Origin of the sequence: Shewanella sp. CG12_big_fil_rev_8_21_14_0_65_47_15 (assembly GCF_002783505.1) — a bacterium.
Classification (GTDB): Bacteria; Pseudomonadota; Gammaproteobacteria; order Enterobacterales; family Shewanellaceae; genus Shewanella.
This window is the reverse complement of the sequence record NZ_PFGL01000056.1, coordinates 55,524-68,761: the sequence shown is the minus strand read 5'-3', so window position 1 is coordinate 68,761 and position 13,238 is coordinate 55,524. Positions and strand designations below refer to the sequence as shown.

At 37.0% G+C, this 13,238-nt stretch carries 11 protein-coding genes; all 11 read right to left on the bottom strand.

What is annotated here, in order from left to right:
- Positions 1–31 precede the first annotated feature (31 nt).
- On the bottom strand, positions 32–1,972 hold the full coding sequence (locus COW15_RS15575) for a nucleoside-diphosphate sugar epimerase/dehydratase (protein ID WP_293633467.1): 1,941 nt from the start codon (positions 1,970–1,972) through the stop codon (positions 32–34).
- Positions 1,973–2,575: 603 nt separating this feature from the next.
- A complete protein-coding gene (locus COW15_RS15570) occupies positions 2,576–3,172 on the bottom strand; it encodes a sugar transferase (RefSeq protein ID WP_293633465.1) in 597 nt (198 codons plus the stop codon).
- Positions 3,165–4,328, bottom strand: coding sequence for a DegT/DnrJ/EryC1/StrS family aminotransferase (locus COW15_RS15565; protein WP_293633463.1), 1,164 nt, complete (start codon positions 4,326–4,328; stop codon positions 3,165–3,167). The genes COW15_RS15570 and COW15_RS15565 overlap by 8 nt, the downstream gene beginning before the upstream one ends.
- A 9-nt stretch (positions 4,329–4,337) precedes the next feature.
- Positions 4,338–4,943 carry a GNAT family N-acetyltransferase gene (locus tag COW15_RS15560; protein WP_293633461.1) on the bottom strand — a complete coding sequence of 202 codons (606 nt, stop codon included), beginning with the start codon at positions 4,941–4,943 and terminating at the stop codon, positions 4,338–4,340.
- The gene (locus COW15_RS15555; protein WP_293633459.1) at positions 4,940–6,154 is read right to left on the bottom strand and encodes a glycosyltransferase family 4 protein; all 1,215 of its coding nucleotides are present in this window, start codon (positions 6,152–6,154) and stop codon (positions 4,940–4,942) included. Before COW15_RS15555 ends, COW15_RS15560 begins: the two co-directional genes overlap by 4 nt.
- Positions 6,154–7,284 (bottom strand): UDP-N-acetylglucosamine 2-epimerase (non-hydrolyzing), encoded by a 1,131-nt coding sequence (wecB, locus tag COW15_RS15550; RefSeq protein ID WP_293633457.1) that lies wholly within the window; start codon positions 7,282–7,284, stop codon positions 6,154–6,156. Before wecB ends, COW15_RS15555 begins: the two co-directional genes overlap by 1 nt.
- A 19-nt stretch (positions 7,285–7,303) precedes the next feature.
- Entirely contained in the window at positions 7,304–8,407 is a 1,104-nt protein-coding gene (locus COW15_RS15545; RefSeq protein ID WP_293633455.1) for a capsular polysaccharide biosynthesis protein CapF, read from the bottom strand.
- Positions 8,408–9,445, bottom strand: coding sequence for a polysaccharide biosynthesis protein (locus tag COW15_RS15540; RefSeq protein WP_293633453.1), 1,038 nt, complete (start codon positions 9,443–9,445; stop codon positions 8,408–8,410). It abuts the gene before it with no gap.
- The gene (locus tag COW15_RS15535; RefSeq protein ID WP_293633451.1) at positions 9,438–10,982 is read right to left on the bottom strand and encodes an oligosaccharide flippase family protein; all 1,545 of its coding nucleotides are present in this window, start codon (positions 10,980–10,982) and stop codon (positions 9,438–9,440) included. Before COW15_RS15535 ends, COW15_RS15540 begins: the two co-directional genes overlap by 8 nt.
- Positions 10,975–12,099 (bottom strand): glycosyltransferase, encoded by a 1,125-nt coding sequence (locus COW15_RS15530; RefSeq protein ID WP_293633449.1) that lies wholly within the window; start codon positions 12,097–12,099, stop codon positions 10,975–10,977. Before COW15_RS15530 ends, COW15_RS15535 begins: the two co-directional genes overlap by 8 nt.
- 17 nt (positions 12,100–12,116) lie before the next feature.
- A complete protein-coding gene (locus COW15_RS15525) occupies positions 12,117–13,232 on the bottom strand; it encodes an EpsG family protein (protein ID WP_293633447.1) in 1,116 nt (371 codons plus the stop codon).
- Positions 13,233–13,238 lie beyond the last annotated feature (6 nt).

Sequence of the window (13,238 nt, the reverse complement as noted above, 5' to 3'; positions counted from 1 at the left end):
GTCTGATTTGGCTTTTAAAAAATGACCTAAACTAAGAAACCAAAGTAACCACTTTAGCTTTAACATCAACAGGTTTAGACAATTTCTTTTGCTGCCAGACTAGATCGCAAATACCATCTGTTGGTGCAAATCCCGTAGGGGCCGAGAGCAAAATTTCACGAATCGCCTCATGGTTAAACTCATGGCAAGCTTTATCTAAACGATTAAGGATGTGCTCTAATTGGATCCAAGGCAAAAATGTTTCATTAGCCGTCAAAATACGTTCATGGTCTGTCCCAGTGACATCATCACCAATAAGCAATTCTTCGTAGAGTTTTTCACCAGGGCGCAGGCCGCTAAACTCGATCGCAATATCGCCATTAGGATGATCTTCATCTTTAACCTCAAAACCACTTAAGCGGATCATTTTCGCGGCCAGATCAACGATTTTAACCGACTTGCCCATATCCAGCACAAACACATCACCACCCTTACCCATAGCGCCAGCTTGAATAACCAGCTGTGATGCTTCGGGAATCGTCATAAAAAAGCGGGTGATTTCAGGGTGAGTTACAGTAACAGGGCCACCATTGGCAATTTGTTTACGGAACAAAGGCACAACAGATCCAGAAGAACCCAGCACATTACCAAAACGCACCATACAAAAACGTGTTTGGTGCGACTCTTTAGATAGCGCCTGCAATGCCAGTTCAGCCATACGCTTAGTGGTACCCATAATATTAGTGGGACGCACGGCTTTATCGGTAGAAACCAATACAAAGGTTTCAACTTTTGCTGCAATTGCTGCTCTAGCAGTATACAAGGTACCAAATACGTTGTTGCGAACCCCTTCAACCACGTTATGCTCAACTAAAGGCACATGTTTGTAGGCCGCGGCGTGATAAACAGTTTGTACATTAAAGGCTTGCATTACCGCTTGTACACGATTCTCACGTTGTACAGACCCCATAATAGGTAAGATTTTCACATCAATACCCAAATCATGGGCTGTGGCAGAAAGCTCACGTTCAATTGAGTACAACGCAAATTCTGATAACTCAAATAGCACTAACTTTTTAGGCGTCTGCTTTAAAATCTGCCGACACAACTCGGAGCCTATCGAGCCTCCTGCCCCAGTCACCATCACCACTTTATTTTTAATATTAGCGGTCAAAAGATTTTGTCTTGGAGCAACAGAATCTCGGCCCAGTAAATCTTCGATTTCAACTTCTTTTACATCACTAAATAATTTATCCCCGCTAACAAGGTCTGCCATTGCGGGTAAGGTCATCACTTTTACCGTAAGTGGTTCAAGCTGACTAATAATCTCTTGCCTACGTGAACGCGAAGCACTAGGCATAGCTAACAATACACGGGTAGTCGCTTTTTGCTTAATTAACTTACGTAGCTCTTGCGGCGCATGTACATGCAGTCCTTGAATGACAGTACCTTGCAAAGTTTCATCATCATCAACAAAGGCAATAGGATGATATTCATGGCTTTGCGCAAGGGCAATTGCGGTTTGACGACCACTGACACCTGCACCATAAATCACCACGGGCTCACCACGACGATTAATTCCTGCCCCCACCAGTGAACGCATTAGCGATCTCGCCCCGCCAACAAAAACCAAAGCAAAAGCAGCATAAATAAAAGGTACAGTGCGAGGCAGACCAACCTCACCGTAGTAGGCAAGCAAAACCAAAGTAACTGTAGACGTGAAAACCCCAGCAACTATTGCGGTAAATGCATGTGAACCGATATAACGCAGCACTGCGCGATACAGCCCCAACCATATAAACGCCGCAATACTCACAGGGATTGTTAAAGCAATAAGCCCCCAGTATTGGATATTGACTAATACTGCCAAGTTATCAACACGAACAAACAAGGCAAGCCAAAAGGCAAAAAGCAAAAACATTGAGTCGAACACTACACTAAGTAAACGCTTTTGCGACCGTTTTAATGAAAATAAAAATTGCAAAAATTCCATCTTTTGCTCCAATGACATGTTCTTCATAATTTAACCAACTACAATGTCGTTAACTCGACACAACCCGATAAATCAGGACCCCATTCTATAGCACCCAATATGGATTTAAAATGCAACACTGCGCGTAGTCTAGTTGGGATACAACATTTCACGGCATTAATTTCTAAAAATATTTAAATTTAGTGTTATCGAGTGGAATAAAACCAAGCTCACTAGAAGTACCGTACCTCATCGGCAGAGTACAAACGCTCGATTACACCAAGCAAAATCGAACAACACTACGATAGTATTAACTTCATGTGCCCCACGCAATTTGATACTGCAGCGAGAACTCTGCAATCTGCAAGACTGGTAAGCAGTCTCTTTCACTGTTCAAGATCATCGGCGCGGAAAAATGTCTTTGAATACTCATGTTTCACTTGCCTAAATGAAAGCCCCTTGAAGCAGTTATCCAAATTCGATAAAGGAACGAAAAACGCTAAACGTCTAGCGTTAGCTTCAGAATAAAGAGGCCATATCGGCCTACTTTAATCACCAAAAGACATACAAACTTACTAACACTTCTAGCTTGTATCAACTCACGTTGAGTTTGAGCGCTTACACTCACTTCCGATTAACAATTTTGAAAATTGTTTTGAAAATAATCTTGATGTCTATTAATACGCTATTATTTCTTACATAATTAACATAATACCGTTGTTTAATAGGAAGAATTTGTTCAATGTAAGCCTTTCTAGAATCACTATATTTCGCTAAAATTTCATTTTCATCAACCATTTCTATTGAAGCAAGATCTGTAATACCTGGTCTCACTGATAGAACTTCTCGTTTTACCTCCCTTGGGTAACAGTCAATAAACTCTTGTACTTCTGGTCTAGGACCGACTAAACTCATATTGCCCATAAAAACATCAATAAGTTGCGGTAATTCGTCTATCTTAAATTTGCGCAAAAATTGCCCCGAACGAGTGACTCTAGAGTCATTTCCAACCGTTAATCGTCCGACAGACTCTGAATTTAAACCCATGGTACGAAATTTATGGATACGAAACGGGACACCATTTAGGCCAACTCTCACTTGGCGAAAAAAAACAGGCCCATTAGAGTCCAGTTTTATCCACACTGCGATAATCAAAAATAACGGCAAAAGCACAATAAGCCCAAGCAAGGAACACACAACGTCAAACAATCTTTTAGCCATTTGAAAGCACCAATTTAACAGCAGAAACAACGCGTACTAGATCGTCATCAGTCATCTTTGTGTACAATGGTAAACTAACCTCAGATTCAAAAATACCTTGTGCTACAGGGAACATTTCAGGAGTTAAGTTATAAGTGTCACGCCAATACGGATGTAAATGTAAGGGTATAAAATGTACTGAACAGCCTATTCCATTCTCAGACATTTTTTCAATAAAAAGATCCCGTGAAATATTCGCTTCAGCTTTCAATCTAATGGGATATAAATGCCATGCATGTGAACATCTTTCAGAAGGCAACGCCGGCAATTCAATTGGTAAATCTTTAAGTGCATCATTATAGAAATAAGCCATTTCTTGACGCTTAATTTGAAAAGCTGGCAATTTCTTAAGTTGATGAATGCCAATAGACGCTGCAATATCCGGCATATTATACTTATAACCAGGCGCAACAATTTCGTAAGACCATGCTGGCTTCGTTGAAGTATAGCGATCGAATGCATCACGACTAATACCATGTAATCGCATTATCTTGCATCGCTTAGCAATTTCAGGATCTGCGGTTACAACCATACCGCCTTCACCAGTTGTCATGGTTTTATTAGCATAGAAGCTAAAGACTGTAACATCACTGCTTAAGGTGCCTATCAATTTACCGTTATAGAGTGTCGGTAATGCATGAGCAGCATCCTCAATAACCTTAATACCGTATTCTTTCGCGACGGAAATAATTGGATCCATTTCACAGGCTAAACCAGCAAAATGCACAGGAATAACAGCTTTTGTGCGTTCAGTGATTGCTTGTTCAAAACTTTTACTTGTCATGTTAAAGGTCGTAGGGTCTACATCAACCATGATAGGTGTCGCCCCTAAATAACGCACAATTTCTGCAGTCGCAGTAAAAGTATAAGTAGGAACAATTACTTCATCACCAATGCCAACACCGACAGCTTCGAGAGCAAGATGAAGTCCAGATGTAGCAGAGTTTACAGCTATTGATTCAAGCCCTTTTAACCCCAAAAAAGCAGTAAACTCTTCTTCGAAACGCTTGGCCTTTGGACCAGTAGTCACCCAACCAGAACGAAGTGAATCAATAACTTCATTAATTTCTTCTTCACCTATTTCAGGCAGCGCAAAGGGTAAAAAATTTCTAGACATTACAGCCTCTTAAATTATTTTCTTAATAAAACGGAGCATAACTCTATTGCCTGACTGGCAGAATTCAGAGTCTTGGATATATTGTAACTTCTTATAAAAATTAACGACTCTCTCATTGCCAAACTTATCAGTTATTAAGTAAACATATTCAAGCTTACTTCTTTGGCTAACTTGGAGTTCGTAATCTTCTAGTAAAACTTTACCTATCGATTTTCCAGTACAACTCGGATCAACAGCAATACTGCTTAACAATGCAGCAGATTCCAGCGACTCGATAGGATCCCCTTTATAAAAAAGCGCATGATAAAGTTTCTTTATAACTACAGCAGGATTGAGCATAAGCCTAGGTATCGCAGCTCTCAAAAAACTAAGCCATTTATCACGCCGAAGCTCAGCAAAAAAAGTTTCTGGAGTTGTAGTACCAGCAGAAAAACCAATAACTTCTCCGTCAGCAATTGCAACCCGCAATATCCCATCATTTTTAAATAGAAAACCTTCATACAGCCTTGTTAAAAATCCACGGCCTAGAGTTGTCAAGAAAAAACCTTGGAAGGCATTTCTATGAACTTCCACTATTTTTGATATATCTTCTTGCGTCGCATCTCTTATGATCATTTTTTTTCTACAGCCATATTTAACACACTATCGAGCTTCGCGTAATTAATTGACATCGACATATTCTTTAAATAGAAATCACGCGCATTATTCCCCATATCACCCCACTGCTCACGTTTTAATAACAGCTTTTTGATCGCTAATATGATAGAGTTAACGTCGCCTGGTTCAGCTGTCACCCCCGCATTTGCAGACTCTAATAATGCGTTAGTTTCACCGCCAACTGCCATTAATATAGGTTTCCCCATCGCTAAGGATGATTGAGTTTTAGACGGTATCGTTATTTTGAATAATGGTGCATCACGTAAATGGACTACTAAAATATCTGCTTCTGACAGTACTGCAAAAATCTTGTTAGGAGGTACATAATCTTTAATATCAACATTGGCAATGTTAAGTTCAAGAATATGTTTTTGAAGGTCATGCTTTTCAACGCCACCACCAATCAAAGTCAACTGAACGTCATCTCGATTAAAAGTAGAAACAGCATCTATCAATGTCCTTAATGACTGAGCTGCTCCCATATTTCCGGCATACAATATATGGGCAGGCATTGTCGTCAAATGATTAATTGGGCATTGTTGCGCTAATACTTTGTCAATTAACTTCTCTTCAGGGCACCAGTTGTAAACGACAGTCACCTTATCAGATTTAACGCCCCTATCTATTAACGCAGCTTTATAACCTTGAGATAAAACAATCACCTGCGATGCTCTCCTGTAAATAACATCGCACCACTTACCAATTAATTTTACAATAAAGCTTTTCTTATTCATTCCTGTTGCAATCAATGCATCAGGCCATAAGTCTTGCACATCAGTAATATAAGGTGTCCCACGTATTACCCGCATCGCAATACCAATTAAACCTGTCGTAGACTGTGGGTGATAGGTATAAACTAGATCTGCTTTTTTACCAAGCAAAGCAGCGAATAACGCCATAAAAGTAAAGCTTAAATAACTTGTCGCTCTGGAAAGTTTTGATTTTGAGTGAGAAATATGCGACCAAAGACGAGTAATCTTAACGCCACCGGACAGTTCAGTACTTTTAAACTTAACACTATAACCATCAAATACTCTGCCAGTAGGGTAATTGGGGAAAGTTGTTAATACTTCGACTTCATGCCCCTGATTAACCCAATGTTTCATCAGTTCCAAACCTTTAATTGAGTACTCAGGATCAAACAACTGGCTGATAAACAGAATCCGCATTAATACATCTTCCAAACAACACGGTTAATATAATCGGTATAAGAATGAATTATTCGCACAACTTTGTCTGAAACATTTGGCATGCTGTAATCTTGAACTCTTCTTAGCAATCTTTCATCACCACTAGGTTGAAACTCTAAAATATTCAAAGCTTGCATAACACGCTCAACCGCAAGACCGACCATCATAACCGATGCTTCTTCCATACCCTCTGGTCGTTCATGCGCCTCGCGTAAATTTAACGCAGGGAAATTCATGATTGAAGATTCTTCGTTAATAGTGCCGCTATCAGAAAGCACGGCTTTTGCATTTTTTTGCAGGTGATTGTAATCATGGAAACCAAGTGGTTTCAATAATTGAATGTTTGGGTGAAACTCTAACCCTTGTGCCTCAATTCGATTACGAGTACGTGGGTGAGTTGAGACAATGACAGGCAGATTGTAATGCTCTGCAACCCGATTTAACGTTTCTGCTAACTTAGTTAGTTGTTTAGGAGAATCGACATTCTCTTCACGATGCGCGCTAACGACAAAGAATTGACCTTTCTGTAAACCTAAACGAGCAAGAACATCAGATCCATCTATTTGAGGCATATAGTGATTTAACACCTCAAACATAGGACTACCGGTTTTAATGACACGATCTGCAGGTAAACCTTCAGCTAACAAATAGTCACGGGCAATAGTGCTGTACGTAAGATTAATATCGGACGTGTGGTCGACAATACGACGATTGGTCTCTTCAGGTACTCGTTGGTCAAAGCATCGATTACCTGCTTCCATATGGAAAATCGGCACCTTACGACGTTTTGCAGGAATAGCAGAGAGACAAGAGTTAGTATCACCAAGCACAAGCATCGCTTCTGGTTGCACCTCTTCAAGAACTTGATCAACTTTAATTATCACTTGCCCGATGGTTTCCGCAGCATTCTTACCTGCCGCATTCAAGAAATAATCCGGTTTTCGTACGCCTAAATCGTCAAAAAACACTTGATTGAGCTCAAAATCGTAGTTTTGCCCCGTATGAACCAAAATGTGTTCACAGTGCTCATCCAATTTTGCTAATACACGGGACAAACGGATAATTTCAGGGCGCGTACCAACGACAGACATTACTTTTAATTTTTTCATTTTGCTTTCTCTAGAATAATTATAATGGCTTGGCAAACGTATCGGGAGCCTCACGATCAAAGATCTCATTAGCCCACAGCATTACGATCATTTCTTCATCACCAATATTAGTTATGTCATGTGACCAACCAGGAACCGTTTCAACTATTCGAGGAGAGCGACTCTCAGTTTGCAACTCATAACGCTCACCAGTCGCAATATGTTCAAATTTGAATAGTGCTTTTCCCTTAACTACAAGAAACTTCTCGTTTTTTGTATGATGGTAATGACCGCCACGAGTAATACCTGGGTGAGCAGTAAAGAACGAAAATTGTCCAGCATATTTAGTTTTTAGCATTTCACTAAAAACACCACGTTCATCACCATAGCTAGGAATGGCATAACTAAATTGTGCTGGTGACATATAGCTAAGGTAAGTGGAATAAAGTGCTCTACACAAACCAGAACCCACATTTTCAGTGATCAAACTATCACGACTATCTTTAAACGCACCTAATAGATCGGCAACCTCACCCACTGTGGTTAGATACTCTGGCAATACACGCTTAAAACCGCTACCTGAGGAACCGTCGAGAAGCGAAATTAAACTATGACAAACATCGTCAATGTAAACCAAAGTTACTGGAGCCGAGGGATCATTAATACTGATATTTAAGTCATTAAGCGTGTTGTAACAAAAAGTGGCCACAAAAGAGTTGTAGTTTGGACGACACCATTTACCAAACACATTAGGAAATCGGTAAATATAATAAGAGGCATCTGTATTTATACCATATTGTTCAACCGCTTGCTCAGCTAAACGCTTACTTTGTCCATAAGCATTATCCCGTTCAGCTTGAGTTGAAGAACTCACTACCAATGGTACTTTTTTGTTAGACTGCTTTAATTTTTCAGCAATAAAACATGTAAGATCTGCATTCCCTTGTTGAAACTCTGTTTCGTCTTTTGGCCGATTGATACCAGCTAAATGATAAACAAAGTCAGCCTCCCTGAGAAACTGTGCAAGCTCTTCTCGAGATGTTTCACGATCGACTTCCACAATGTCTTGATGGCCATGCTCACGCAGCATGACACAGAGGTTTTTACCAATAAAACCTTTTGCACCAGTGACAACAATTTTCATTTACACGCCCTCGGGAACTACTAGGCTACCGGCCTCAATATCTGCGATGAAATCCAGCTTATGAAGCAGCTTGACCATGCCATCCACATCTAAACGCTCAGTATTGTGTGAATTGTAATCTTCAATAACAGACAAATCTTTTTCGCCTTCCTCATTGTACTTAGAGTAATTGAGGTCGCGATTGTCAGACGGAATTCGGTAATAACCGCCTTGATCTTCAGCGACAAACATTTCTTCACGGCTACATAAAGCTTCATAGAGCTTCTCACCATGACGTGTACCAATGATATTAACTTGATGATTAGGTTTATCAGTGATTTTTAGCAATGCTTTTACAAGAACATCAATGGTAGCAGCGGGGGCTTTTTGCACAAAAATATCACCATTTGAACCATGTTCAAAGGCATGTAAAACGAGATCAACAGCATCATTCAACGTCATCATAAAGCGGGTCATGTTAGGGTCTGTTACTGTAATTGCTTGATCATTAATGATTTGACGTAAAAATAATGGAATCACAGAACCACGAGATGCCATCACATTACCGTAACGCGTGGCTGAAATAACCGTTTTATTAGGATCGACGTTACGAGACTTAGCAACGATTACCTTTTCCATCATCGCCTTGGAGATACCCATGGCATTGATGGGATACACCGCTTTATCGGTACTTAAACACACCACTCGCTTAACTTGGTTAGCAATAGCGGCCTCTAAGACATTTTCAGTGCCCAATACGTTGGTCTTCACAGCTTCCATTGGGTGAAATTCACAAGACGGTACCTGCTTAAGTGCTGCAGCATGGTAGATATAATCCACCCCACGGCTAGCATTAAGAATGCTTTGATAATCGCGCACATCGCCAATATAAAACTTCAATTTGGAGTTGTTATATTTTTTGCGCATATCATCCTGCTTTTTCTCGTCCCGGGAGAAAATACGGATTTCTTTAATATCAGTGTCAAGAAAGCGCTCCAGTACCGCGTTGCCGAAAGAACCTGTACCGCCAGTAATCAACAAAATTTTATCATTAAACATTTTTCACTCTCGAATTAATTTTCAATATAAACTTAATAAGAAACTCATAAGAAAGAAGAATTTCATTCTTACTCAATATAATTAATAAATGCATGCAAAAACCCAAAATAGCAAATATTAATCCAAAGCCAAAGAAATCCGACCAACTGCCCACATAAATAAAATCAAAAATTAAAGTGGAAATATATATAAATATAACTAAAAAAAAGAAAGACTTAATTATACTTGGATAAAAAGTAAATAAACTAACACTCATTTGCTTAGCCGCATAAAATGGAATAAAAAACAAGTAATAACATATGCTTATGAAAGTAGTCACAATGGGGATCACGTAAACACTTTTACTAATGAAACTAACGGATATAATGATAAAAAACACACTCAAAAAACCACAAAACAACAATAAAAGCGAAGGAGTTTTCACCTTGTTGAGTACAATATTAGTACTATAAATACTCCACATATTGCCATGTACAAACAAAGGTAACAACAAAATAAATGATAAAACTGGTAGAACATCAGAATATTCACTTGGCACCCAAAGCATAAAAAACTTTTCACCGAAAATAATTAATAGTGAGATAGGTACTGTTGTTAACAAACTCAATAACTTTTGTGAATACAATACCTCATTTATCAAGCTTTCAGAATCTTTATTAGAGTATATATTCGTCATCCTAGGTAACAAGACTGAAACAATCATTGTAATAATCCCGCTAACAAAAGCCGGTAGCATCAACGCCATTGCAAGATCACCTCCAGCTTGAGCTCCTATAAAAAAGTTAGTCATGAACAGAGACATCCCGAGCAGAAGTGACATCCCTAAAGAATTTACTACATTCCAAAAACCGGAACTAAGTAACGTTACGATTGAGCTAATTCTAATTTTTCTCAAAGAGAGAGATAAATTTGGAAGTAACTTATTTTTGAAATAAAGTTGAACAAAAAGATTATAACAACTTAATATAACAGCTACTATACCAATGAAGACTATTGAAGCCTCATAAGTATAAAATAAGAAAAAGAATAGAAATATTTTTAAAATTCCTTGAGTGAGATCACCTACAGCCTTTAGATCTAGGCGATTGGCTACAAAGGTGGCAACACCAAAAGCAGAACTTACCAAATTAATCAGCAAACTTAGGAATACGAGGAAAAAAAGAAGTTTGACATCAAACAAAATTTCAGTAGGAATATTTAAAAAGCAATCTAAGTAAGTAACAAAAAATGAAATTGGAAAAAATATAATCAGAACAACAAATACATTAGAAAAGAATGTAGAGGAAAAATAGCAATCAGCTTCAAAATAATTTTCTGAACTGTAAGATATACTCATAAACCTAGCAACCATTGAATTCAATGCTAAAGTTAAAATCGTAATATATCCAATAAAATTATTCGACATTGGATAAAAAGAATACGCTTCTTTGCCCAAATGTTTAATCAAATATGGTGTCAAAATAAATGATATAAAAAGAGAAGTACTAAATGCTAAAATAGTAGAACTCAAATTAATAAATAACTGCTTCTTACCCATTAAAGGTTTCTCTAGGGAAATGAATATCCAATCGATTAAATACACATTCGAATCGTGCACTCCAAGAATGGTCAGTCTCAGCTCTTAATCTAGCTGCAATTTTTATTTTTTGACGTAAATCAAAATTGTCTTCTGCAAGATAATAATTTGATTTCTCGATTAATTCTTCCGATGAATGATAAAACAAAATTTCTTCGTCTTCCTTAAAATATGATGCTAGTTCATCAGTATAAGGACAAATTTGAAGACCACCTGCCATTGGAATTTCAAAACTCCTTAAATTAATAATATTGAGTGGTTTTTTTAATACTCCAGTATTACGTGCTGCAGTACTTGATAATGATAGCGAATAAGATGAATATACAGCACCTAATTCAGGGAGCGGAACTGGTGATTTAAAAGTAATATTTTCATTATCAACAGCGAGATTACTTGTTCTCAACAACTTCTGTTTTAATGCGCCCTTTATAATTTTCCTTCCATAAGAGAATCGCGCTAAATTAAAAAATGGCCCTAAATAATCTAGCATACTCGGATTCGATTTAATTGAAGGTAAACTTTTACTCTTTAAGAAATTAGAATATAAATCAACCTGTATATTTTTTTCAACAAGCATGTTTAAGGTATTCACCCTGCTACCGTATGGTGTGCCAATGAAACAAACTTTATTTATTTCACTTATTTTTAATGGCTTAAACAAGCTTGGGTTTGCTGCGTACGGCAAAAAAATAGTGTTAGCACCCCATTGTTGAAATAAATATTCGGTTTCTTTTGATGTTAACCACACCAAATCGAAATAAGAGCACACGGTTTTGTGTTCGAATGGAACAACTAAGTTATCAAAGCAAATTAGCAATTTAGCAATATTGAGCTTATCTATTGCTATCAAAGTACTTATGAAAATTTTATCTTCATTATAAGGAGTCATAAATAAATCAACTTTATTTTCTTTTAAGAAATCTAAAAGTGCTAAGTTAGCCTCCGAAAATGACTCAAAAATCAGTGGGCTGAATACAACAATTTCAACACCGTACGAATTTAATTCTGAAAAAAAATGATAAGTTTGCCATTGATCCATTAAGGTTGGTTTGTTTTCAAAATAATATAGTATTTTCATAATAACCTATCATTTAATCATTTAAGTTCGAAAAGTATATTAAATTCCGAAATCGTATCATTAATTCTTTGAGTTTCAGAGTTTGTATGTTCATCAAAGAAATAATTCCTATACGGGAAAAAATAATCTTTTACCTCTTGAGGACTTGTAAAAGCAACAACCTGTATAATACCGTAAAGGTATAAAATAAATCGACCAAGATTGGCTTTATGGTATGTCATTTTACAAAATAAAATTGGAAACAGAACTGAAAACAATCCAAAATAGTATAACTTAATTCGATACATCACAGCAAAAAAGCTATCGAAAACAAATGACTGCAAAACATATAAGAAATATATTTCCATCAAAATCGTTACCTTATCATCATTATTTCTTTTCATATATATAAAAAGAAATAAAGATAAGAATGTGAGTCTTTCGAGAACGCCTATCATTCCATAGCTTGCACTATCTTTTGCATATGACATAAGCCTACCAATTTCTACAGTAGAGCTTATGTACATTAAAAAAATAAAAAAGGACAAATGAACTAGCGCTATAATTAATAATTTTTTTCGCCCTTTAAAATAAAAAAATAAAGGAAGTAACATCAATATAAGCGCAGACATATGGAAAGTAGATGCGAATAGAATGCAAATTAAATATTTTACATTTTTATTCTCTAAAAGGTAACGAAAAGAAAATAAAAATATTGCAATAGCTATACTTTGCCTAAGAGCTCCCATTTGAGCCGCAATAAAAACTGTTGGTAAATATACTAAAAATATTAACTCAATTCTGATCTTATATACGAATTCAAAATATTTAAAGGCTTTAAATGTTAAAAATGTTGTAATTAAAGATGCGGTCATCAAAAAAATGACAAATTCGTCTGTAAAAAATCTTACAACAAGATTTAAAAAGTAATATCCCTTATCAACAACTACCTGACTAAAGGCGGCATGTATATCATTTGGATTAATGGATAAAAACATTCCTTCGTATGATAATTTATCCTTTCCATTCATAGTCGTTGAAGAAAATAACCACAAGAAAAAAAAATAACAATAATCCGTTAGTTTCTTGTATTTAACATTTGACTTAACAAATGAGGCAAATAAAAAAAACGTATATATTATGAATAAATACATTGAACG